Annotated in this window: 21 protein-coding genes; 11 read left to right on the top strand and 10 right to left on the bottom strand. The window is 41.5% G+C overall.

What is annotated here, in order from left to right:
• Nucleotides 1-192 precede the first annotated feature (192 nt).
• Together glnS and efp are read right to left on the bottom strand one after the other, a co-directional pair.
• Nucleotides 193-1,863 (bottom strand): glutamine--tRNA ligase, encoded by a 1,671-nt coding sequence (glnS, locus tag DRF63_RS03625; protein ID WP_005596994.1) that lies wholly within the window; start codon nt 1,861-1,863, stop codon nt 193-195.
• Nucleotides 1,864-2,017: 154 nt separating this feature from the next.
• On the bottom strand, nt 2,018-2,584 hold the full coding sequence (gene efp / locus DRF63_RS03620) for an elongation factor P (protein WP_005600860.1): 567 nt from the start codon (nt 2,582-2,584) through the stop codon (nt 2,018-2,020).
• A 150-nt stretch (nt 2,585-2,734) separates the two neighbouring features.
• Here efp and DRF63_RS03615 point away from each other — a divergent pair, with 150 nt between their 5' ends.
• Together DRF63_RS03615 and epmB are read left to right on the top strand one after the other, a co-directional pair.
• A complete protein-coding gene (locus tag DRF63_RS03615) occupies nt 2,735-3,298 on the top strand; it encodes a hypothetical protein (RefSeq protein ID WP_005596989.1) in 564 nt (187 codons plus the stop codon).
• A gap of 87 nt (nt 3,299-3,385) precedes the next feature.
• Nucleotides 3,386-4,387 carry an EF-P beta-lysylation protein EpmB gene (gene epmB / locus DRF63_RS03610; RefSeq protein WP_005596987.1) on the top strand — a complete coding sequence of 334 codons (1,002 nt, stop codon included), beginning with the start codon at nt 3,386-3,388 and terminating at the stop codon, nt 4,385-4,387.
• A gap of 101 nt (nt 4,388-4,488) precedes the next feature.
• Here the strand turns inward: epmB and asnS are convergent, their stop codons facing one another.
• On the bottom strand, nt 4,489-5,892 hold the full coding sequence (gene asnS, locus DRF63_RS03605; RefSeq protein ID WP_005596985.1) for an asparagine--tRNA ligase: 1,404 nt from the start codon (nt 5,890-5,892) through the stop codon (nt 4,489-4,491).
• Between the two features lie 207 nt (nt 5,893-6,099).
• On the opposite strand from asnS, the gene DRF63_RS03600 reads away from it, so the two are divergent.
• The 4 genes from DRF63_RS03600 (at nt 6,100) to DRF63_RS03585 (ending at nt 10,718) form a co-directional block, all read left to right on the top strand.
• Entirely contained in the window at nt 6,100-7,503 is a 1,404-nt protein-coding gene (locus tag DRF63_RS03600) for a chloride channel protein (protein WP_005596983.1), read from the top strand.
• Nucleotides 7,504-7,744: 241 nt separating this feature from the next.
• Entirely contained in the window at nt 7,745-9,289 is a 1,545-nt protein-coding gene (gene sbcB / locus DRF63_RS03595) for an exodeoxyribonuclease I (RefSeq protein ID WP_005596982.1), read from the top strand.
• Between the two features lie 16 nt (nt 9,290-9,305).
• Nucleotides 9,306-9,896 (top strand): hypothetical protein, encoded by a 591-nt coding sequence (locus DRF63_RS03590; protein ID WP_005596980.1) that lies wholly within the window; start codon nt 9,306-9,308, stop codon nt 9,894-9,896.
• Between the two features lie 3 nt (nt 9,897-9,899).
• The gene (locus DRF63_RS03585; protein WP_005596978.1) at nt 9,900-10,718 is read left to right on the top strand and encodes a PHP domain-containing protein; all 819 of its coding nucleotides are present in this window, start codon (nt 9,900-9,902) and stop codon (nt 10,716-10,718) included.
• A 38-nt stretch (nt 10,719-10,756) separates the two neighbouring features.
• Here DRF63_RS03585 and DRF63_RS03580 read toward each other — a convergent pair whose 3' ends face one another.
• From DRF63_RS03580 to efeO, 3 genes are read right to left on the bottom strand one after another with little or no spacing between them, the layout of a single operon-like run.
• Entirely contained in the window at nt 10,757-11,377 is a 621-nt protein-coding gene (locus DRF63_RS03580; RefSeq protein WP_005596976.1) for a hypothetical protein, read from the bottom strand.
• A 10-nt stretch (nt 11,378-11,387) separates the two neighbouring features.
• Entirely contained in the window at nt 11,388-12,581 is a 1,194-nt protein-coding gene (gene efeB / locus DRF63_RS03575; protein ID WP_005596974.1) for an iron uptake transporter deferrochelatase/peroxidase subunit, read from the bottom strand.
• Between the two features lie 11 nt (nt 12,582-12,592).
• Entirely contained in the window at nt 12,593-13,405 is an 813-nt protein-coding gene (efeO, locus tag DRF63_RS03570; RefSeq protein ID WP_005596972.1) for an iron uptake system protein EfeO, read from the bottom strand.
• Between the two features lie 176 nt (nt 13,406-13,581).
• Between efeO and uvrB the strand changes: the two genes are divergently transcribed.
• From uvrB to pepP, 3 genes are all read left to right on the top strand, one after another.
• On the top strand, nt 13,582-15,603 hold the full coding sequence (gene uvrB, locus DRF63_RS03560; RefSeq protein WP_005596970.1) for an excinuclease ABC subunit UvrB: 2,022 nt from the start codon (nt 13,582-13,584) through the stop codon (nt 15,601-15,603).
• 20 nt (nt 15,604-15,623) lie between these two features.
• Nucleotides 15,624-17,780: a tetratricopeptide repeat protein gene (locus tag DRF63_RS03555; protein WP_005596968.1), complete on the top strand. Its 2,157-nt coding sequence runs from the start codon at nt 15,624-15,626 to the stop codon at nt 17,778-17,780.
• Between the two features lie 425 nt (nt 17,781-18,205).
• Nucleotides 18,206-19,492, top strand: a complete 1,287-nt coding sequence (gene pepP / locus DRF63_RS03550; protein ID WP_005596967.1) for a Xaa-Pro aminopeptidase — start codon at nt 18,206-18,208, stop codon at nt 19,490-19,492.
• A 58-nt stretch (nt 19,493-19,550) separates the two neighbouring features.
• Here the strand turns inward: pepP and DRF63_RS03545 are convergent, their stop codons facing one another.
• The 4 genes from DRF63_RS03545 to purE form a co-directional block, all read right to left on the bottom strand.
• Complete coding sequence (locus DRF63_RS03545; RefSeq protein WP_005596965.1) at nt 19,551-20,747, bottom strand: amino acid aminotransferase; 1,197 nt, start codon at nt 20,745-20,747, stop codon at nt 19,551-19,553.
• 131 nt (nt 20,748-20,878) lie between these two features.
• Nucleotides 20,879-21,967 (bottom strand): 5-(carboxyamino)imidazole ribonucleotide synthase, encoded by a 1,089-nt coding sequence (purK, locus tag DRF63_RS03540; RefSeq protein ID WP_005596963.1) that lies wholly within the window; start codon nt 21,965-21,967, stop codon nt 20,879-20,881.
• A 109-nt stretch (nt 21,968-22,076) separates the two neighbouring features.
• Nucleotides 22,077-23,042 (bottom strand): asparaginase, encoded by a 966-nt coding sequence (locus tag DRF63_RS03535; RefSeq protein ID WP_005596961.1) that lies wholly within the window; start codon nt 23,040-23,042, stop codon nt 22,077-22,079.
• Between the two features lie 9 nt (nt 23,043-23,051).
• A complete protein-coding gene (purE, locus tag DRF63_RS03530) occupies nt 23,052-23,546 on the bottom strand; it encodes a 5-(carboxyamino)imidazole ribonucleotide mutase (RefSeq protein WP_005596959.1) in 495 nt (164 codons plus the stop codon).
• A 218-nt stretch (nt 23,547-23,764) separates the two neighbouring features.
• On the opposite strand from purE, the gene sspA reads away from it, so the two are divergent.
• Nucleotides 23,765-24,409 carry a stringent starvation protein SspA gene (sspA, locus tag DRF63_RS03525; protein WP_005619778.1) on the top strand — a complete coding sequence of 215 codons (645 nt, stop codon included), beginning with the start codon at nt 23,765-23,767 and terminating at the stop codon, nt 24,407-24,409.
• Nucleotides 24,409-24,825: a ClpXP protease specificity-enhancing factor gene (locus DRF63_RS03520; protein ID WP_005596955.1), complete on the top strand. Its 417-nt coding sequence runs from the start codon at nt 24,409-24,411 to the stop codon at nt 24,823-24,825. The genes sspA and DRF63_RS03520 overlap by 1 nt, the downstream gene beginning before the upstream one ends.
• The last annotated feature ends 2 nt before the right edge of the window (nt 24,826-24,827 follow it).

Raw genomic sequence — 24,827 nt, 5'->3', positions numbered from 1 at the left:
TTAGAGAAAACTCTTTGGTTGTTGATTCGTATTTAATCCCGGAATTTGAACCTTCTGCTCCGTTAAAATAAACGTTTTTAGATTGCGAACAAGCACTAATTGCCAAAATGCTTGCGACTAATAAAATCACTTTTTTCATATTGCCTCGAATAGTGTAAAAAAGCGGCCGTTTTTGACCGCTTATTATCAAAATTAAGCCGTAAAGCCTTCTTTTAAACTTACGGTTAGGTTAAACACTAGATTTTCAGCCGAACCGTCTTTACTGTCTAAGCAGTAATAGCCTTCACGTTCGAATTGGTAGCCTTGTTCCGCTTTCGCATTAACGAGGCTCTGCTCAACGAAGCCGTGTTTGATTACCAGTGATTCCGGATTTAATACCGTATTAATATCGTCTTCTGCACCCGGATTCGCTACCGTGAATAAACGGTTGTAAATACGGAATTCAGCCGGTTTATTATCTTCTGCAGATACCCAGTGAATCACACCTTTTACTTTGCGGCCGTCAGCCGGATTTTTACCTAAAGTTTCCGGATCGTAAGTACAGAAAATGGTAGTGATTTTACCGTTTTCGTCTTTTTCTACACGTTCGGCTTTAATTACATAAGCATTACGTAAGCGCACTTCTTTGCCTAATACTAAACGTTTGTACTGTTTATTCGCTTCTTCACGGAAATCCGCTTCATCGATATAAAGTTCACGTGTAAACGGTAAATCACGTTCGCCTAATTCCGGACGATTCGGGTGATTCGGTGCTTTTAAGATTTCTTTATCGCCAAAGTTTTCAATCACGACACGAACCGGGTTGATTACTGCCATTGCACGTGGTGCGTTTTCGTTTAAATCTTCACGAATACAAGCTTCAAGTGCAGAGTATTCCACCACGTTATCTTGTTTTGTCACACCGATACGGCGACAAAATTCACGTAATGATGCCGGTGTATAACCACGACGACGTAAACCTGAAATTGTCGGCATACGCGGGTCATTCCAACCGTCCACCGTACCGTCTGTGACTAATTTTAATAATTTACGTTTAGAAGTGAGCGTGCCTTCTAAGTTCAAACGAGAAAATTCGTATTGGTGCGGTAATGGACGCTCGATAGAAATATTTTCAAGTACCCAATCGTATAAACGGCGGTTATCTTGGAATTCAAGTGTACATAACGAGTGAGTAATGCGCTCAATCGCATCCGAAATACAGTGAGTGAAGTCGTACATCGGATAGATGCACCATTTATCACCGGTTTGGTGATGGTGAGCAAATTTGACACGATAGATAACCGGGTCACGCATTACGATAAACGGCGATGCCATATCAATCTTAGCACGTAAACACGCTTTACCCTCTTCAAACTCGCCGTTTTTCATTTTTTCGAATAACGCCAAGTTTTCTTCCACGCTACGGTCACGATACGGGCTATTTTTACCCGGTTCGGTTAATGTACCGCGATATTCACGCATTTCATCCGGCGAAAGTTCGTCCACATAAGCTAAACCTTTGTTGATTAACTCAATTGCATAGCCGTAAAGTTGATCAAAATAGTCAGATGCATAACGCGGTTCGCCTTCCCATTTAAAACCTAACCATTCTACGTCTTGTTTGATTGAATCAACGTATTCAACATCTTCTTTTACCGGATTCGTATCATCAAAACGAAGGTTACATAAGCCTTTATATTCTTGGGCAATACCGAAGTTTAAGCAGATAGATTTTGCGTGACCGATATGTAAGTAGCCGTTCGGCTCAGGTGGGAAACGAGTGTAAACGTTATTGTGTTTACCGCTTTTTAAATCTTCATCAATAATATGGGTAATAAAATTCGCACGGGTTTCCGGCGCATTTTCTAAAATTTCTTCTGTCATAATTGTTCTCTGTTGCCTTTAAATAAAAATAACAGAGTATTCTACACCGTATTGCAAATTTCATAAAGCGACAAACAGAGAGAAATAAAAAAGCGGTCGAATTGTTTGCAAAATTTGCAAGAAATTCGACCGCTTGAATTTTTATAAAATCAGATTATTTTACACGTGAAACGTATTCGCCTGAACGAGTATCAACACGGATGACTTCGCCGATTTGTACGAATAACGGTACACGAACAACCGCACCGGTGCTTAATGTAGCCGGTTTACCGCCGGTACCTGCCGTATCGCCTTTTAAGCCCGGATCGGTTTCAACCACTTCTAATTCAACGAAGTTCGGTGGAGTTACAGAGATTGCGGAACCGTTCCATAATGTGATGATACATTCGGCTTGATCAACTAACCATTTGTCGTTGTCGCCTAATGCTTTTTCATCTACAGAGATTTGTTCGAACGTTTCAGGGTGCATAAAGTACCAGAAATCTTCGTCTTTGTATGAGTAAGTGTAGTTGTAATCTACAACGTCCGCTGCTTCAACAGAAGTACCTGATTTGAAGTTGATCTCTAATACTTTACCAGAGATTAATTTACGGATTTTGGTACGGGTAAACGCTTGACCTTTACCCGGTTTTACGAATTCATTTTCAACGATTACGCAAGGTTCGCCATCTTGAATAAATTTTAAACCCGGTTTGAAGTCATTAGTGCTGTAACTAGCCATTTTTTCCTCAATAATTAACAAGAGATTAACAAAATTTAAAAATCCGCTATTGGATTTGTCAAAAAGACCCATATAATACAGCAATTAGCGAAAGATCTCTAAAAGTTTTTACGCTATACTTCAAAAATCTTGTTTTATAAGGGAAACTCAATGAAAAAAGTTATTACGCTTTCTGCCGTCATCGCATTATCTATCGCAACCGTTGCGGAAGCAAAGCGCGGAGGTTTGTCTCGTTCGGTAACGGGTAAACCGATTGCGGCACAAAAAACGCAATCTATTCAATCAAATACGCAAAAAGATGCAACATTTGATAACAAACAAAATCGTGCGATTCCAAATCAACAGCCACAAGCGAATGGCGGAAACCGTTTAGCGAGTTTCGCAACCGGTGCGGCGGCAGGTTATGTGCTAAGTGAAATGCTTGCGCCGACCGAAGCACAAGCGCAAACTCAGACACAGCAAGCTGCGGCGACAACTCAGCCGCAAGCGGTTCAAAATGCACAAAATGCTGCAAATACCGCACCGGCTGCAGTAGCGACATTTAAGAGCATTGGTGGTCAAGTTGATCCGTTCTTAGTTGAAAAAACAGACGGCTATCGCCGTTATTGTATTTCCGGCGTGCAGTATTTAATTGCAGCCCAAGGTAGTCCGTCTGCGCCGGTTGTAATGGTTAATCCAAACGGTTCACCGCTTGCGTGTAATTTAGTACAATAATTTCTAATTTTGCGGAGGGGCGTAGTATTACGCCCTTTTTTGTTTTTTATTAATATTTAGGGTGTATGCAATACACCTCTACGAATTATGCAACCAATCCTAATTGAATCTTCCAAACCCCAATGGCTTATTGAATTGGCACAGGCTTTTAATGATCCTATCACCTTATTAGAACATCTTGAGCTTAATCCGAAAGAGTTTGAAACGGCAATAACAGCACGTAAATTGTTTGCATTACGTGTGCCTCGTCCGTTTGTGGAAAAAATGCAAAAGGGCGATAAAAATGACCCGCTTTTTTTACAGGCAATGTCGGCAGCGGAAGAGTTTGTACAGGTAGAAGGCTTTGTGAAAGATCCATTGGAAGAGCAGCATAGCCCTGCACCAAATATTTTGCATAAGTATCATAACCGTCTGCTATTTATGATTAAAAATAGCTGTGCAATTAATTGCCGTTACTGCTTCCGTCGTCATTTTCCTTATGATGAAGTAAAAAGCGGTAAAGCGGTTTGGCAACAAGGACTGGACTATATTGCGGCACATACGGAATTAGAAGAAGTGATTTTCTCCGGCGGTGATCCGCTGATGGCGAAAGACAGTGAATTAGACTGGCTGATTTCCGCTTTGGAACAGATTCCTCATATCAAAACTTTACGTATTCACACCCGTTTACCGGTGGTGATTCCGAGCCGTATCACCGAACAATTGTGTGACCGATTATCAAAATCTCGTTTAAAAGTGGTAATGGTGACCCATATCAATCACCCTAACGAAGTGGATGAAGTCTTAGCCGATAAACTTAATCAATTGCGCCAATCAAAGGTTGTGTTACTCAATCAATCCGTTTTACTCAAAGGAGTAAATGATAATGCGCAAATATTGAAAGCATTAAGTAATAAATTATTTGAGAGCGGCGTACTGCCGTATTATTTACATTTATTGGATAAAGTGGAGGGCGCAAGTCATTTCTTTATCGAAGATCGACAAGCGGCGGAAATTTATAAAGAACTGCAGAGAATAACATCGGGTTATTTGGTACCGAAATTAGCCAGAGAAATTGCGAGAGAGCCAAATAAAACATTGATGGGATAGCGTATAAACAAGCGGTTAAATTTTGCTGATTTTTTGCAAATTTTGACCGCTTATATGCAAAAGGGCGAATAATCTTATTCGCCCTTTTTCGTTAGTTTCGATTAGAAATTCGCATTACGCGGTGCACGTGGGAACGGAATTACTTCACGGATATTTTGTAAACCGGTTACATAAACGATTAAACGTTCAAAACCTAAGCCGAAGCCGGAGTGCGGAACCGTACCGTATTTACGTAAATCGCGGTACCACCAGTAATCTTCCGGATTTAAGCCCATTTCAACCATACGTGTGTCTAATACGTCTAAACGTTCTTCACGCTGTGAACCGCCGATAATCTCACCGATTCCCGGTGCTAATACGTCCATTGCCGCCACGGTTTTACCGTCATCATTTAAGCGCATATAGAATGCTTTAATGTCTTTCGGATAGTTTTTCACAACCACCGGCGATTTGAAATATTCTTCCGCTAAGAAACGCTCGTGTTCGGAAGAAAGATCGATACCCCAAGAAACCGGGAATTCAAATTCTTTACCTGATTTTAATAAGATTTCAATTGCATCGGTGTAATCAACTTGCGCAAACGGTGCAGCGATAAAGTTTTCTAAGCGAGTAATAACATCTTTATCAATATGTTTTGCGAAGAATTGCATATCGTCTTTACGCTCTTCAAGTACCGCTTTAAACACATATTTCAGCATATCTTCCGCTAATTTTGCATTGTCCGCTAAGGTTGCGAATGCAAATTCAGGCTCAACCATCCAGAATTCCGCTAAGTGGCGAGTGGTATTTGAGTTTTCCGCACGGAATGTCGGGCCGAACGTATAAACTTTGCTTAATGCACAAGCGTAAGTTTCGCCGTTTAACTGACCTGATACGGTTAAGAAAGACTCTTTACCGAAAAAGTCTTGGCTAAAATCGACTTTGCCTTCCTCAGTGCGCGGTAAGTTTTCTAAATCTAATGTTGAAACACGGAACATTTCGCCCGCGCCTTCCGTATCCGATGCAGTAATAAGCGGAGTCGCTACCCAGTAGAAACCTTGCTCGTTAAAGAAACGGTGAATCGCTTGTGCTAAGCAGTGACGAACACGCGCAACCGCACCGATTAAGTTGGTACGAGGACGTAAGTGCGCAACTTCACGTAAATATTCGATTGAGTGACGTTTTGCCGCCATCGGATAAGTATCCGGATCTTCAACCCAACCGACCACTTCCACGTGCGTTGCGTGTAATTCGACCGCTTGACCTTCTGCCGGCGATTCAACCACTTTACCGGTGACGATAACGGAACAACCTGCGGTTAAACGTAATACTTCATCGTTATAATTTGCTAAATCGTTATTAATGATCGCTTGGATCGGATCAAAACAAGAACCGTCATAAACGGCTAAAAATGATAAACCTGCTTTTGAGTCACGGCGGGTACGTACCCAACCGCGTACCGCAACTTCTTCGCCTACCGCTACTTTGCCCGATAGGATTTCCGAAACTGTTGGAAATTTAGACATTGAATACCTCAATCTTTATGGTGAGTTTTACAGAAAATAATCGTTCGGTATTTTACAAGAATAAGTAAGGAAATAAAGGAAATTGTCGATTTTTTTGGATATTTACGCAGGATATGACATATTTGCGCCGTTCTAAGAAAAATAAATTGAAAATCCTTGATGAATCTTTATCCTTAACAAAAATTTCTTATATACGCGTTCCAAACTATGTTTACCCGTTCTAAAACTTTCACTTTTCAATTACATCGTTTTTTGCATAGAAAAATTCACCAAACACATCAGATTTCTCGAAAAAGTATTGAATTTGCTTGTTTGCTTATCGGAGCCGCTTTGGTGGCATTCTTTTCGTTAGGTTTTGCTAAATTAGCCGAGTTCGGTTTACATTTGAATGCACAATGGACGGCCAAATATCCGTTAGCCGTTTGGTTTGTAATGCCGTTGGGAATGGCCGCATTAGCTTGGTTTACTGCGAAATATACGCCTTATGTGGCGGGAAGCGGTATTCCGCAAGTGATAGCCTCAATGAGCCTGCCGCACGGTGCGCTGAAAAGTAAATTAGTCGCATTTTGGCAAACGCTTTGGAAAATTCCGCTTACTTTTTTAGCCATGGTATGCGGGGCTTCCGTCGGACGGGAAGGTCCTTCCGTACAAGTCGGTGCGGCGGTAATGTTGGCTTGGGGCAATTTCTGTCATAAACACGGCTATGCCTTTAAAGGTTTAAGTGCAAACGAGCTTATGGCGGCAGGAGCCGGCGGTGGATTAGCGGCCGCTTTTAACGCCCCGCTTGCCGGTGTGATTTTTGCCATTGAAGAATTAGGACGAGGCGTATTATTGCGTTGGGGCAGACGAGTTGTTCTCGGTGTGTTAGCCTCTGGATTTATTTTAATTGCGATTGAAGGAAATAATCCGTATTTTCCCCAGTATCAAGGTGCGTCTTCTGTCCCTAAAATGATCTTATGGGTTGCATTATGCGGTGTGGTGTGCGGAATACTGGGCGGCGTATTCGCCCGTTTATTAGCGAAAGGCGTTGCCGGTATTTCTCCGCCTAAAATCAGAGGTTGGGTTCGTCGTCATCCAATCTATATTGCATTCATCTTAGGGCTTATTCTTGCGGCATTAGGGCATTATACGCAAGGTCAAACTTATGGAACGGGTTATGATGTTGTTGCAAGAGCATTGGAAGGAGAGGAAATTACCCCGCAAGCGGTCGGAATTGCCAAACTCTTTGCAACGGTCGCCACTTATTGGACGGGTATTGCCGGCGGAATATTTACGCCGTCTTTAACAATAGGTGCGGGAATCGGCAGCGAAATATGGTTTTTGAGCGGCGGTACGGTTGATCAGCGATTATTGGTTTTATTGTGTATGGCGGCGTTTTTGGCAGGTGCAACGCAGTCGCCGATCAGTGCCAGCGTCGTCGTTATGGAAATGACGGGAAGCCAACCGGTTCTTTTTTGGGTGCTGATTGCAAGCCTGATTGCCTCAATCGTTTCCCGCTATTTTTGTCCAAAACCTTTTTATCACTTGGCTGCCGGTCGTTTCAGACAAAGAGTACAAGAAGAAAAACGTGAGAAATCCCTTCTAAAACAAGAAGATAAAAGGATTAAATAAAAATATTATATTTTATTTAAAATATTTGGAACTTTTTTAAAACGGCTCAGTCTTAAATAACGCTAACTGACAGAATTTATGTAAGTTTTTTTCATTTCCTTAGGTAAGACCTCCCCCGGCATCGCTTTCTTGGTGCCGGGTTTTTTTATGCCCGCAATTCTTTTAATTTGTAAAATTTCCTGCAAATTTAACCGCTTAGCTATGCTACAATGTGACTAATTTTTCCTAATTGAAGCGATCAATGAATAAAAATCTTACTTTTTTCTTTTATGATTACGAAAGTTTCGGTGTGGGTCCGGCGTTAGATCGTCCGGCACAGTTTGCCGGTATTCGTACCGATAGTGATTTTAATATCATCGGTGAGCCGGTGATGTTTTATTGTAAGCAAACACCGGATTATTTACCTTCGCCTGAAGCGGTGATGGTGACGGGTATTACTCCGCAACAGTGTAACGCTGAAGGCGTGCCGGAACCGGAATTTGCTGCACGAATCCACGCTGAATTCAGCCAGCCGAACACTTGCATTTTAGGCTATAACAATATTCGTTATGACGATGAAATGACCCGTTATACCTTTTTCCGCAATTTCTTTGACCCGTATGAATATAGCTGGAAAAATGGTAATTCTCGTTGGGATCTGTTAGATCTTGTTCGAGCTTGTTATGCACTGCGTCCGGACGGCATTGAATGGGTAATAGATGAAAACGGTGTGCCGAATTTCAAATTAGAGAATCTCACTAAAGCGAACGGCATTGCTCATGAAAATGCGCACGATGCAATGGCGGACGTTTACGCCACGATTGCGATGGCGAAATTGATTAAGCAAAAACAGCCGAAACTTTTCCAATTTTTCTTTGAGAATCGTGGTAAGAAGGAAATTGAGAAAATGATTGATACCGGTGAAATGACCCCGTTGGTACACGTTTCCGGTATGTTCGGTAATGCGCGTGCTAATACCGCTTGGATTGCACCGATTGCGTGGCACCCAACTAATCAAAATCAAGTGTTATGTTGCGATCTATCCGGCGATGTTAGTGCCTTATTAACGGATTCAGCGGAAGAATTACGTACTCGTCTATACACTAAAAAAGAAGAGCTGGCTGAAGGTGTTGCACCCGTTCCATTAAAAGGGGTACATATTAATCGTTGTCCGATTATTGCCCCGGCAAAAGTGTTGTTGCCTGAAAATGCGGCTCGCTTAGGCATTGATCGTGAGCGTTGTTTGGAAAATCTCAAATTACTGAAGGCGAATAAAAGTTTAGTGCGTGAGAAAGTGACCGAAATTTTTATGGAAGAACGGAGCTTTGAACCTTCTGCGAATGTGGAAACGACTCTGTATGACGGCTTTTTCTCACCGGCAGATAAAAATAATATGTCGATTTTGCGTACGTTACCGCCGCAAGAATTGGCGCATCACGGCTTACAATTCGCCGATGAACGAGTAGAAGCTTTGTTATTTCATTATCGAGCCAGACATTATCCCGAAACATTGAGCCGAGCGGAACAGATTAAATGGCAGAAATATTGTCATCAGCAGATAGATGCCAAATCGGCACAATTTGCCGAAGCGATTGATAGCTTATTCCAAATTCATCACGATAATCCGGAAAAGGTAAAATTATTGGAAAATTTGACCGCTTACGCTGCACAAATTGCGGAATTTCAGGTAGTTAAACACACCGCTAATGAACAAAATGAACAGTTGGTTTCAGCCTTAAACCAAGTAGCGGAACAGAGGGTGAATAAAGCGGCGAAGTTGGAAATGCTAAAGACATTAATTAAATAAGTGAGAGAAAACGGCTATGCAACAACCTTTAGAACATCATCCGTTTGAACCGGTGCTACCAACCTCCGCAACCGTAGCGATGATGGGGACTTTTCCGCCGACAGGCGAAAAACGCTGTATGGAATTTCATTACCCGAATTTCCAAAATGATATGTGGCGTATTATGGGCGCGGTTTTCTATGATGATACCGACCATTTCCGTGTCGGCGATGAAAAACGTTTTGATCCGATAAAAATCGAAGCGTTTTTACGAGAAAAGGGCATTGCGTTGTGTTCATCGGCACAAACGGCAATTCGTTTAAAGGGTAACGCTTCGGATAAGGATTTAAAAATCGTTGAACCGGTGGATATGTCGCAATTATTAAAAACGTTACCCCATGTAAAATGGATTTTTACTACCGGCGGTTTGGCAACAGATACGTTACTCGGTTTATTAAATGAGAAAATTAAAGCGCCGAAAACAAACGAATGGATTCACTATCCGTACTGTGCCGAGCGTGAACTTTTCCTTTACCGTTTGCCTTCTACCTCTCGGGCTTATCCATTGAGTTTAGCTAAGAAAATTGAGGCGTACCGACAATTTTTTATTCAAGCAGGATTACTTTAACGCATGAAATATGATTTACATTCACACAGTACCGCATCGGACGGTATGCTTAGCCCGACCGAGTTGGTTCAGCGTGCGTTAGAGCAACAAATAGAAATGCTTGCCTTAACCGATCACGATACCGTAGCGGGGATTCAAGAAGCAAAACACGCAGCACAAGGGCAACCGATTCGCTTTATTGCCGGCGTGGAAATTTCTATCGTTTGGGAAGGCAAAAGTATTCATCTTGCCGCTTTAAATGTGGATGAAACGCATCCTGCATTAGTGGCATTGTTAGATAAGCAAGCGTTACTGCGTGAGCAAAGAGCGGTCGAAATCGGCGAAAAACTTGCAAAAGCCGGTATTCCGAATGCTTATGAAGGGGCAAAAGCGTTAGCAAGCGGAGAGGTGACTCGTGCGCATTACGGGCGTTTTTTACACGAAAACGGTCATGTCCGAAATATCGAACACGCCTTTAAAAAGTATCTCTGTGGCGGTAAGCCGGCTTACGTTAAGCCAATGTGGTGCAGTTTAGAAGAAGCGATTGAAGTCACACACCAAGCGGGCGGCGTGATTTGCATTGCACATCCGTTGCGTTATAAATTAACCGGACGTTGGATTCGCCGCTTAACCGCTGACTTTAAATTAGCCGGTGGCGACGGCATTGAAGTTGCCGGCTGTGGGCAAACACCGGATCAACGCCAACTGATCGCTCGTTGGGCAAAAGAGTTTGATTTATATGCTTCGGTCGGTTCGGATTTCCATTACCCGACCGGTTGGATTGAGCTTGGCAGAGGGCTAATACTGCCGGCGGATTGCAAACCGATTTGGGATTTATTTTAAGGAAAAGGGCGTGTTAAACGCCCTTTGCTTTATCTGAATTATTTCACTTTAAATTGGCTAAATTCAGCCATGACCTCGCCGAGAGCCGCCACTCTTTGTTCAATTTTAGTCATATCTGGTTTTTCTGCCGTAATTGCAATACGCATTAAGCCCAGTGAACGTTCAAATTTACCATAGTGGGTTAAACTCATCTCACGTATCGGTTTTTCATATTTTGCCCAATTCTTACCGAAATGACGTGCCGCCGTTCTGATTTGCTTAATCTCTTTGGTCTGTACTGCAAGTTGCAAATTTTGATAAAGCGGTGTCATTTGTTTAACGAAAGTTTGCTGTTTAGCCGCATAGTCCACCGGGTTTTGTGCTTTTTCAAAACGATATAGATGCTTAGCGACATTTTCTACGTTGGCTAGATCCGTAGTTTTAATCGCTTGGTTTAAAGCGTCCGCTACATTTTTGCCCGCTTCCGAATGATGTCCCTCAAACTGATTAAAGGCTTGCTGTAGAGCGGTCAAATTTTGCTGAGATTTTGCAACTTCACCTTTTTTAAGTTCTGCCATTGCTTCAGAGAGCTGTACGAATAACGGGCTAACATCTACTTTCGCTAATGTGATTGAACTAGCAAAGAGCAGAGGAATGATGATTAATTTTTTTAATGTCATTTGCTATTCCTTAGAGTAAATCGAATAAGGCTTTGCCAAGATAATCATTTTCGTCTTTTACACCGGCAAAGCAGGCAAATAAGCCGCTGCCGATATGGGTAATATATTCGTTCATTTTGTCGATATTTCCTAAAGCGTTTTGCACTTTGATAAATTGCTCGGGGCTTTGTTGGAACGAAATAAACAGTAAGCCCGAGTCAAATTGCCCTTTATCGTCAATACCGCTGGCGTAGGAGAACGAACGTCTGAGCATTTTTACTCCGGTTTTATGGGCAAGGTGCGTATGTGAAATTTCCGGCATCACCGGATTACCTTTGTCATCTTTTTTCGCCAGATCGAATTTTTCAAATTCATGTTTATAGCCGAGTGCCGCACCGGAATCGCGATAACGACCGAAGGTTTCTTCCTGCGATCTTAAATGCGTACGATCCCAGGTTTCTAAGAACATTTTGACACGGCGAACGGCTAAATAGGAACCGCCTTTCAGCCAACCGTCTTGTACCCAGACCACATTGTCCTGAGCTTTTAAACTCTCGGCATTTGCCGTACCGTCTTTAAATGCAAATAAGTTACGCGGCGTTTCATTATTTAAAAATGAATTAAAGCCCATTTGCGACCATTTCATTTTGACTTCACCGCGAGCCGCACGTACCAAATTACGCACTGCATGGAAGGCGACTTGAGGGTCATCGGCACAGGCTTGAATACAAATATCGCCGCCGCTAAATTCGGCTTGCAATTGATCACGAGGAAAGTGCGGTAAATCTTGTAATTCGGTCGGCTTATGCTTTTCAATACCCAGTTTTTTAAAGAACGAAGCACTTACACCGAAAGTGATAGTGAGGTCTTGCGGGTCCAAACTATCCGCTTCACCGGTATCCGCAGGCGGAACATAAGCGTTGTTGCTATAGGGTTTTACATTTTTACCTTGTGTCAGATTATTACTATAACGCGTCCAAGTTTGGAAAATCTCTTTCACTTTTGCAATATCGGCGGTATCTAAATCCAAGACGAGAAAATAGATATGTTTTTGTGCAGGGGTAACAATGCCGGCTTGGTGTTTACCATAAAAAGGATATTGGTTATGTGCTTGCGCAGTGAGTTGTCGTGATTCTAAAGCAAAAGCAGGAGCCGACAATAAGCCAGCTCCTACCAATGCGGTATTTTTTAGAAAATCACGGCGAGAACGGATTTCTGCCATCATTTATTCCTACCTTATTTCTCTAAGAGAACGCCTAATTGCGCCAACGGCTCGCCCAGTTGGTTTACTGCCTCGGCTAATGCTTTAACATCGTTTTTTGACAGTTTGTTATATGCTACGTAATCGTAACCGTTTTTCGCTTTATTGTGTTTTGCCAGTAAGCTATTGACCGTAGCAAAGCGAGCGGCGATTTCCGCCGAAAGTTTCGCATCGGTTTTGTCTAATTGCGGTTTAAAGATTTCATAGATTTTTTCCGCCCCCTCAATATTCGCTTTGAAATCGTAAAGGTCGGTTTTAGAGAAAATTTCCTCTTCACCGGTTACTTTAGTGGTGGACACCTCATTTAATAAATCCACCGCACCGGTGATCATTAATTCGGGAGTAACTTCCGCCGTCGGAATTTTAGCGCGTAATTCTTTAACGTCTTTTAGCAGTTGTTCCGCAGTCGCTTTTGTACCTTTAGTGGTATTTTTCTCCCATAAAACTTTTTCGATTTTATGGAAGCCGGACCAATCTTTTTCCGTTTTGCCTTCTTCGGTTAAATCGGCAAGGCGTGCGTCAATACGAGGATCCAAATCGCCAAAACTCTCGGCAATCGGTTCGGAACGTTCAAAATACATTCGTGCAAGCGGGTAAATTTGTTTCGCTTTTTGCACATCGCCTTTATCTAAATAAGCAACAAATTTCTCGGTGTCGGTAACTAAGCGGTCGATTTGCTCAACCACAAATTGTTTATAAGTTTCGGTTTCTTTGCTTAAGTCTAATGCAAAAGATTGAGTCGTCAGTAATACACCGGAAAGTAGCACGGCTAATTTTGTTAAACGCATAAAAATTTCCTCTATCTAAGAATAGTGTGGTAATCATATTCTTATTAATAATCATTATCAAAACAAGAGTATTAATTTTGTGATCTGATTCACATTTTAATTTGTAAATTTTTTTAGAAAATTGACCGCTTGCTTGTGCTAAAATCCTATCCGAAATTTCTTGGATAGGATGTGATATGAGCAAGCAAGGCAAACCTTTTATTTTACATAGCCCGTTTAAACCCTCTGGCGATCAGCCGTCAGCGATTGCCAAATTGACCGAAGGGCTAAATGACGGATTGGCGCATCAAACGTTACTGGGGGTAACCGGTTCGGGTAAAACCTTTACCATTGCTAATGTGATCGCTCAACTCAATCGTCCGGCAATGTTGCTTGCGCCGAATAAAACGCTTGCCGCTCAGCTGTATGCCGAGATGAAAGCCTTCTTCCCAGAAAATGCGGTGGAATACTTTGTCTCTTACTATGACTATTACCAACCGGAAGCCTATGTGCCGAGTAGCGATACCTTTATCGAAAAAGACGCGTCGATTAACGAACAAATCGAACAGATGCGACTGTCGGCAACCAAATCATTCCTTGAACGCCGAGATACCATTGTAGTTGCTTCTGTTTCAGCCATTTACGGCTTGGGGGACGTGGACGCTTATATGCAAATGATGTTGCATTTACAAGTGGGGGCGATTATCGATCAACGAGAGATTCTCGCTCGCCTTGCCGAATTGCAATATACTCGCAACGATCAAGCATTTCAGCGTTCGACTTTCCGTGTGCGTGGCGAAGTGATTGATATTTTCCCTGCCGAATCGGACGAAATTGCATTACGTGTTGAATTGTTTGACGATGAAATCGAAAGCCTTTCGTTGTTTGATCCGCTTACCGGACATAGCTTGGGCAAAGTGCCTCGCTATACTATTTATCCGAAAACGCACTACGTTACCCCTCGTGAACGCATTTTGAATGCGATTGAAGAAATTAAACAAGAGCTGGTGGAACGCCGCGAGTATTTCATCAAAGAAAATAAATTGTTGGAAGAACAACGTATTACTCAACGCACGCAATTCGATATTGAAATGATGAATGAGCTGGGCTATTGCTCGGGCATTGAAAACTATTCACGCTATCTGTCGGGCAGAAAAGAGGGCGAACCGCCTCCGACATTATTCGACTATATGCCGGCGGACGGCTTGCTGATTATTGACGAAAGCCACGTTACCGTGCCGCAAATCGGCGGTATGTATCGAGGCGACCGAGCCAGAAAAGAAACGTTGGTGCAATACGGTTTCCGCTTGCCGTCTGCATTGGATAACCGCCCGTTACGCTTTGAAGAATTTGAACGCCTAGCCCCACAGACAATTTATGTTTCGGCAACACCGGGCAATTATGAATTAGAAAAATCAAACGGTGATGTGGTGGATCAAGTGGTTCGCCCAACGGGATTATTAGACCCGATCATAGAAGTTCGCCCTGTGGCCACGCAAGTTGATGATGTGTTATCGGAAATCCATAAACGAGTGGCGGTTGATGAACGAGTGTTAATTACTACGCTAACCAAAAAAATGGCGGAAGATTTAACCGATTATCTCGATGAACACGGCGTGCGTGTGCGTTATCTGCATAGCGATATTGATACGGTTGAACGGGTAGAAATTATTCACGACTTGCGTATGGGAATGTTTGACGTATTGGTCGGCATCAACTTATTGCGTGAGGGCTTGGATATGCCGGAAGTGTCGCTGGTGGCGATTTTAGATGCGGATAAAGAAGGCTTTTTACGTTCCGAACGTTCATTAATTCAGACCATCGGACGTGCAGCTCGAAACCTGAACGGTAAAGCAATTCTTTACGGCGACCGCATTACTAACTCTATGCAAAAAGCGATTACCGAAACCGAACGCCGCCGAGAAAAACAACAAAAATACAACGAAGAACACGGTATTACTCCGCAAGCCCTCAACAAAAAAGTAGGCGAATTGCTCGACATCGGACAAACCGACAAGCCGAAACGAGGCAAACAAGCGGTCAAAGTCGAAGAAAAATCTGCAAATACCTACAAACCAAAATCCCGCAAAGAGCTGGAAAAAGAACTCAAACAACTTGAGCAACAAATGCGAGATTTCGCTAAAGATTTAGAGTTCGAAAAAGCGGCTGAGGTAAGGGATAAGATTGGGCAGTTGAGGGCGTATTTGCTAGAAATTTAGAGATTTCTTAAGGAATAACTATGAATGATATTAAACAGAAATTTGAAGAAGCTAAGCATTTCTTTGATAAAGGTGATTTGGATAAGGTTGTAGCGATTCTTTCTACAATTTCGCAAGAAGATGATGTAAAGCAGTATGCAAGAGCACAGCTGAATATTGGTATTATTCTCGGTAAGCAAGGGAAAGTTGATGAAGCGATAGTTGCTTATCGCAATGTAAATCGTGAAGATAGTGTAGAGTCGTATGCAAGAGCACAGCTGAATATTGGTATTACTCTTGGTGAGCAAGGGAAAGTTGATGAAGCGCTAGTTGCTTATCGCAATGTGAATCGTGAAGATAGTGCGGAACAGTATGCAAAAGCACAGCTGAATATTGGTATTATTCTCGGTGAGCAAGGGAAAATTGATGAAGAAATTGAAGCATATTACAATGTAACTCGTGAGGATAGTGCTGAGCAGTATGCTATAGCACAAGTGAATCTTGGTATTGCTTTAGGAAAGCAAGGAAAAGTTGATCAAGCGCTAGTTGCTTATCGCAATGTAAATCGTGAAGATAGTGCAGAGGCGTATGTAAGAGCACAGCTGAATGTTGGTATTACTTTAGAAAAGAAAGGAAAGGTTGATGAAGCGATAGTTGTTTATCGCAATGTAACTCGTGAGGGTAGTGCTGAGCAGTATGCTATAGCACAAGTGAATCTTGGTATTGCTTTAGGAAAGCAAGGAAAAGTTGATGAAGCGATAGTTGCTTATCGCAATGTAAATCGTGAAGATAGTGCAGAGGTGTATGTAAGAGCACAAATAAATCTTGGTATTACTCTCGGTGAACAAGGAAAATTTGATGAAGCAATAGCTGCTTTTAACAATGTAAGCCGTGAAGATAGTACGGAATTGTATGCTATAGCACAGGTGAATCTAGGCATTACTTTAAGAAAGCAGGGGAGGGGAGATGAAGCGATAGTTGCTTATCGTAATGTAAATCGTGAAGATAGTGCGAAACTGTATGTGAAAGTACAATTTTTACTTGGGCTTATTTTCGAGAGCCAAGATAAGCTAGATGAGGCAAGAGATGCTTTTAATAATATAAGATTAAGTGATAGTGTTGAATTATATACGAAAGCTCAGGTGTACCTTAAGGTACTGAATATAGGTAAGAAAGAAATTAGGATATCTTTGTTTAATATACATCGCTGTATAGATGATATTTCGAGTTTGTTACGTATAAATAATCCTAGTGAGGTACATATAGCACATTATACTAGACCAAGTACTTTATTTAAATTATTACCAAATGAATTTAGTAAAGACGGAAAGAAAGATATATTTTCTAGATTTAGATTAAGTTCGATTAATGGCGTTAATGATCCAACAGAAGGAAAAATTTTATTTCAATATCTAGGCATTAATGAGCTAGAAGATAGTTATATTACATTTATTAGTTGTTTTACTTTTAACCATGATAGCCTTAATCAATTTAGATTATATGGTAAAGAGAATAACAAAGAAGTAACGGGCGTAAGTGTCGTTTTTGATGGCTCTCTGTTCTTTGAGCAAAGCTTAGAAAAATTTATCGCATTAGATTATAGTTCGAAATTACTCAAAGAGCTAAATTATCTTCAAGAGGATATTGAAAAAGAGAAGCGATTAGTTGATAAACTTCCACTGTATCGTTGTATTTATATTGATCCTGAAAGTGCTTATATCAGTTTAGCAAGACGAGAAGATATTACTTTTTATAGAGAAAAAGCAACAAACCAAAAAGATTTAAAAAGATATAATAAACAACTATCTGAAAGTAATAAAGAAGTAACGAATCTATTAAAAGAAATTAAATCTTGCATAGACATAGTATTATCTAAAAAAGCTAACAAGCTAAATAGAAATGAACTATTGGAAGTAATAAGTGAGATTATTTTACCATTAAGATATTTAGTTAAACACGTTGCTTTTAAAGAAGAGCAAGAATGTAGAATGGTATATATCTCTCCGTTGGATAATCCGAAAATTATTTTGGATACTGAATATAACCAGACTTATGTAGAGTATGCGGTTCCTGTTAAGGAAAATATTCATAGAGTATATTTATCTCAAGGTGCAAATATATATAAAGAAAGCTTTAGAATTTTATTAGGCGAAAATAAAGTTAAAAGCTCTTCAAATCCGTTTAGGAATAAAGATTAATATTGATATAACTCTGTCCCCTCTCTCTGATTTTCGCAAAGCTGTTACTTTGCTCAAATCTGTCTCTCTCCCGCAAGGGGGAGAGAGTTGTTTAACAAGCGATTAAATTTTCTAAAAACTTTGCAAATTGCAAAAAATTCAGAAAATTTAACCGCTTGTTATATGAGCTAAAGTTTAGGCGGATGTGCTAGGAAATGTTGTACTACATTACACTCTCGCCCCTTGCGGGAGAGAGACAGCTTGTTGAAGCGTGTAGCGAAACAAGCAGAGAGAGGGGGAAAATATCCCAAAAGTCAGTTTAATTTATGATGTTGTCTTAAATTAAACTGACTTTTTCTTTTTTATGTGGTGGCTTTGTGAAATTTTCGAGAAATCAGACCGCTTGCTTGTGTTAGAATAAACAGACATTTGAAGAGGAGAATAGTATGGATCTTGCCTACCTAGCCGAATTGCCGAGAGAAGAATTTATTGAGCGTAGAAGTCGTGTGTTTGAGCAAATGCAGGATAATTCTGCGTTGGTGGTGTTTACCGAAACCGAGAAACGCCGTAATAGCGATTGCGATTATTTGTTCCGTCCGGATAGTTATTTCTGGTATTTAACCGGTTTTGCCGAGCCGAAATCGGCATTGTTGTTGATTAAAAAAGACGGCAAAAATGAGAGTGTGATGTTTGTGCGTAAAAAAGATCCGCTAATGGAAACGTGGAATGGTCGCCGTTTGGGGATTGAAAAAGCCCCTGAAAATTTGAACGTAGATTTAGCGTTTGATATTGAGGATATTTCTCGTGTTTTTGCAGAAAAAACGCAAAATTTGACCGCTTGTTACTATGCCAAAGGTTTACAGGAATGGGGCGATAGCGTAGTTGCGGAACAGTTTGTTGACGTGATTGACTGGCAGCCGATGTTGTCGGAAATGCGTTTGATTAAATCGACAGCGGAGATCGCTTTAATTCAGCAAGCGTGCCATATTTCGGGTTTGGCACATATTCGTGCGATGAAGCAAACTCGTCCAAATCGTTATGAATTGGAAATTGAGGGCGAAATTCAGCACGAATTTACCCGCTTTGGGGCGAGATTCCCTGCTTATAATTCGATTGTAGCAAGCGGTAAAAATGCCTGTATTTTGCACTACAATGAAAATGATCAGGTGCTAAAAGACGGCGATTTATTGCTGATTGATGCCGGAGCGGAGTTTGCTCACTATGCCGGTGATATTACCCGTACTTTCCCGATTAACGGTAAGTTTTCCGAACCTCAGCGAGAAATTTATCAGTTAGTCTTAGACGCAATGAAAGAAGCAACTAAATGGCTTGTTCCACAAAGTTCGATCAAAATTGCCAATGAAAAAATGGTACAAGTGCTAACCGAAGGTTTAGTCCGCTTAGGCATTCTGAAGGGCGAAGTAGAGCAATTAATCGCAGAGAAAGCCTATCGTCAATTTTATATGCACGGCTTGGGGCATTGGCTTGGTTTAGACGTTCACGATGTGGGTAATTATGGCACGGAGCGAGATCGTCCGCTTGAAATCGGTATGGTGCTAACGCTTGAACCGGGTTTATATATTTCAAGTGATGCGGATGTGCCGGAGCAATACAAAGGCATTGGTGTGCGTATTGAGGATAATTTATTGATTACTGAATATGGCAATAAAAATCTGACAAGCGGTTGCCCGAAAGAAATTGCTGATATTGAAGCGATTATGAACGTTCGGTAAAATAGAAAAAGGCACAATATAAATTGTGCCTTTAATTTGTTTGTACTTATGCTTTGAATTAAAGCACTTTTACAATCGCTTCGCAAAGTGCACCAATGTTTTGGTCGGTGATACCTGCAACATTGATACGACCGGAACGTACCGCATAAATTGCAAACTCTTCACGTAGGCGATCCACTTGTTCCGGTGTTAAGCTGCTAAATGAGAACATACCGTTTTGTTTTGCAATAAAATCGAAATCTTGTTTTGCTCCTTTCTCTTTTAATAATTGCACCATACGGCTACGCATACCTTTAATGCGATCACGCATTTCATCTAATTCCGCGACCCATTCCGCACGTAACGCTTCATCGCCTAATACACGAGCAACCGCATTTGCACCGTGTGCTGCCGGGTTAGAGTAAAGCACACGAATAATTGATTTAATTTGGGTGAATGCTTTATTTGTCACATCCGCATTTTCCGCCACTAAGGTAAATGCACCGACACGCTCGTTATATAAACCGAAGTTTTTTGAGTATGAACTTGCGATTAATAATTCTTTGTGGTTTTTCACAAACGCACGTAAGCCGTATGCGTCTTGGTCTAAACCGTTACCGAAACCTTGGTAAGCAAAGTCAAATAACGGTAACCAACCTTTTTCCGCAGAAAGTTTCGCTAATGCGTCCCATTGTTCCGGTGTAGGGTCGATACCGGTCGGGTTATGACAGCAACCGTGTAATAACACCACATCACCGGCTTCCGCTTGGCTTAAATCGGCAAGCAAGTTATCCCAATCTAAACCGTGTGTTTCAGGGTTGTAATAACGATAGCCTTTGACATTTAAACCGACCGCTTCGGCAATCGCATTGTGGTTCGGCCAAGTCGGGTTGGAAATCCAGATATTTTTTGCTGACGTTTGGCGTTTGATAAATTCCGCCGCAATACGTAATGCGCCCGTACCACCTAAGCTTTGTGCGGTTTTTGCACGACCTGAAGCGATAATTTCCGCTCCTTTACCGAATAAAAGTTCTTGCGTATAAGCATTAAATGCTTGTACACCGTCAATCGTGAGGTAGTTTTTATTCGTTTCTTGTTCTAATAATAACGCTTCCGCTTTTTTTACCGCTTTCACGATAGGTGTTTTACCTTCCGCATTCATATAAACACCGATACCAAGGTTGATTTTCCCTGCACGTTGTTCCGCTTTAAACGCTTCGCCTAAACCTAAAATCGGATCTGCCGGAGCAGCCTGAATGTGGTTGAACATTGACATAATGTGTCCTCTATAAAGTTGTGTTTGAAATTAGAAATATTTATACAATCCATTAGCTATTTTAGCAATAGAGAAGCGGTCTATTTTTGAAAATTTTTTGCAAATTTCACAAGAAAATAGACCGCCTGTACTTATTTGAGTTTATTAATCGCCCAATCTAACCCTGAATGGAAATCATCGGTTAAATACGGACGAAGCTGTTCGAGTAATTGGATCAACTGAGCTTGTTCCGGATGGCATAAATTGATATGTCCGACTTTACGCCCTGCACGAACTTCTTTGCCATACCAATGTAGTTGTGAGAACGGGACTTCCAACCACGCATTATTGTGTTCAATACCAATCAGATTGACCATTACGCTCGGTGCAATTTGTTTAAGTTGCGGTGTCGGTAAGTCAAGCAATGCACGTAAATGCAATTCAAACTGGCTGATTGAGCAACCTAATTGCGTCCAGTGTCCGCTGTTATGCACACGCGGAGCGAGTTCATTAATTAATAACGTATCGCCCACCACAAAACATTCCATTGCCATTACGCCGACATATTCTAAATCTTGCATAATCGTGCCAAGCATTTGTTCTGCTTGAGTTTGGTAAGTTTGCTGATTCGGTAAATTCACATCACAAACGGAGTAACGCAAGATGCCGTTTTGTTGCAAGTTATGGCTAATCGGATAGAAGCGAGTAGAACCGTCACGGAAACGGGCGCCGACAATCGAGATCTCACCGTCAAACGGAATAAACTTTTCCGCAATCACTTCACCGAACAGATCCGGTGTGATTTGGTCAATGCTGTCTTGTGTCACAATCCATTGACCTATGCCGTCATAACCGCCGGTACGACGTTTTACCACCACTTTTTCGCCGACATTGCTAAATACGCTTTGCCATTGTTCGGCAGATTCCAATAATTGCCATGGTGAAGTGGAAAGTTGGAGCTTGTCTAATAAGGATTTTTGGGTAAAACGATCCGCCGTTGTGCCGAATACGTTTAAATTGACAAAGTTTTTATGATTGCCGAGTAATTGTGTGAGCGGCGTTTCTGCCCAACGTTCGATTTCTGCGGTAATGATACTGTTTTGTTCAAGCTCAAAAACCGGCGCATCAAACGCAAGCGGTTTTACTTCAATATCAAGCGGTGCGCCGGCATAGCGTAACATTCTGCCGAGCTGACCGTTACCAAGCACATAAATTGGGGGATAAATGGCACTTTTTTGCATTTTTTATGATTCCGTTTGCGGAAAGTTTGAGGCTCGATTTGCAATTTTTGGGGTAAATTTGACCGCTTGTACGGCTCGGAAACCTCAAACTTTCTGTGTTTATCAGAGATTAAAAATATTCGGCGAGCGGTTTACTCAAGTTTTGATTTAGCAAGACTAACAATTTGATACGTGCTTTCTGACCGCTTAAACCGGTGGTAAAAATCACATTTTGTTGTTTAAGCTGCTTACCACCGCCTAAATAGTCGTACACATCCTGAGTAACGCCGTTAAACGCACGAGAAACTAATACAACGGGAATATCGGCACGTAATAGCGCGTCTAAACCGGCTAAACAACTCGGTGGTAAATTACCTGCACCTAATGCTTCAATTACCACTCCGTCACAGCCGTGATGAGCTAATTGTTCCAATAAGAAACTGTCCATACCGGCATAGGCTTTAACCAGCTGTACGTTAGTACGGGTAACGGTTTGTATCGGGAAGCGTTCGTATTCGGTTAATTGTTGAAAATACAGTACGCGGTTTTTCGCAATTAAGCCGCAAGGGCCGAAAGTCGGCGTTTGGAATGTCGCTACGTTGGTCGTATGCGTTTTAGTCACAAATTTAGCGTTATGAATTTCATCGTTCATCACCACTAATACGCCTTTATTTCGACTTTCCGGACAAAGTGCAACCAAAATCGCACTTTGTAAGTTAATTAAACCGTCCGAACCCAATTCGTTACTTGAACGCATTGCGCCGGTAATTGCAACCGGTACATTTACATTCAGCGCTAAGTCAAGGAAATAAGCGGTTTCTTCTAACGTATCCGTACCGTGGGTAATCACGATACCGTTATACTGTTCTTCATTTACCGCTTTTTCAATACGTGTTTTTAATAATAACCAATGCTGTAAAGTAATATGAGGCGAAGGCACATTAAGCACCGATTCTTGGCTGAGTTGAGCCGGGTGATTTAAACGTTCTAATGCGGCAAGCAGCGGATTTTTTTCGGAAGGCGAAACTTTACCGTCTTCGCCTTCACTCATTGAAATCGTACCGCCCGTATGTAGGATTAAAAGTTTCTTTGTCATGAAAATCTATTAGTTACGTGGATCTGGATTATCTAATACCGATTGCGTTTGTTCATTGCGGAATGCGTGTAGCTTTTGAGCTAACTCAGGGTTAAACGCCGCTAAAATTTGAGCAGCGAGTAAACCTGCATTCGCCGCACCCGCAGGGCCAATCGCAAGCGTACCGACCGGAATACCCTTAGGCATTTGAACGATAGAGTATAAGCTATCTACACCGCTTAGCATCGAACTTTTTACCGGAACGCCTAATACAGGAACGATGGTTTTTGCCGCAATCATACCCGGCAAATGCGCCGCACCGCCTGCCCCAGCGATAATCACTTTATAACCGTTTTGTTCCGCACTTTCCGCAAATGAGAAAAGTTTGTCCGGCGTACGGTGTGCCGAAACCACTTCAACGTGATAAGCAAGATTAAACTGATCTAAGATTTGTGTTGCTTCCGACATGGTCGCCCAGTCGCTTTTTGAACCCATAACAATTGTAATTTCAGGTTTTTCAGACATATTGATTCCTTTTGAAACAAGAGGGGAAAACTTTTTCAGTATAACATAATAGGCAAACGTTTGCTTGTGAATTTATACGGACGAATCAGACCAAATAATGTAAAGAATTATCGACAAAGCACAATTTAAAACTATCAACTCGGTTGCTAAATGTGTTACGATATACGACCATTTTTAAAATTTATGTGTTTGCAAGCAGAATCGGAGACAGAAGATATATGACGAGTAGTGCGAATAAACGTTCAGTAATGACCCTTTTTTCAGATAAAAACGATATTTACAGTCATCAAGTACGTATCGTATTGGCAGAGAAGGGCGTTCCTTATGAAATTGAAAATATTAGTCCTGATACGATTTCTGAAGATTTGGTGGAAGTAAACCCATACGGTAATGTACCGACATTAGTTGATCGCGATTTAGTATTATTTAATTCACGTATCATTATGGAATACTTAGACGAGCGTTTTCCTCATCCGCCGTTAATGCCGGTCTATCCGGTATTACGCGGTAAATGTCGTTTAACCATGCACCGTATCGAACAAGATTGGTACTCATTAATTGATATTGCAAACAAAGATCCTGAATCTAAAGAAGCGAAAAAAGCGTTGATGGAGCTTCGTGACGAAATGTTGGCATTAGGTCCTGTCTTTGCCGCAACACCGTATTTTATGAGCGAAGAATTCAGTTTGGTCGATTGTTACGTTGCGCCGTTATTATGGAAAATGCACAGTTCAGGAATTGAATTTAGCGGTGCGGGCAGTAAGGCAATTAAAACCTATATGACTCGCGTATTCCAACGTGAGAGCTTCGTTCAGTCTATCGGTGGTGCGGCTCCGAAACACTTAATGGATGATAAAGACTAATGAAACCTTTGCGCCCTTATCTTTACCACGCGTACTACAACTGGATTTTAGATAACGATAATACGCCTTATTTATTAGTAAATGCGGAATATCCGGATGTGGATGTGCCGGTCGAATTTGTTCGGGACGGCAAAATTATTTTGAATATCGCACCGCGTTCCATCGGACAATATGTAATTAATGACGAGTCAATCAGCTTTAATGCTCGTTTCCAAGGGATGTTGCGTGATATTTATATTCCTTTTGGTGCAACGGAAGCCATTTATGCGCAAGAAACCGGCGACGGAATTATGTTCCAAGACGAGGCTTATTATAGTGAACAAGCATATAGCGAAAGGGTTAATCAGCAAGCCGACAGAGAAGAAAGTAAGCCTAAAGCTAAGAAAAAACCGACACATTTGAAATTAGTCAAATAGAT

Source organism: Actinobacillus pleuropneumoniae (assembly GCF_003290385.1).
Lineage (GTDB): Bacteria > Pseudomonadota > Gammaproteobacteria > Enterobacterales > Pasteurellaceae > Actinobacillus > Actinobacillus lignieresii.
The sequence above is the reverse complement of the archived record's forward strand: the minus strand, read 5'-3'. Positions and strand labels throughout refer to the sequence as shown.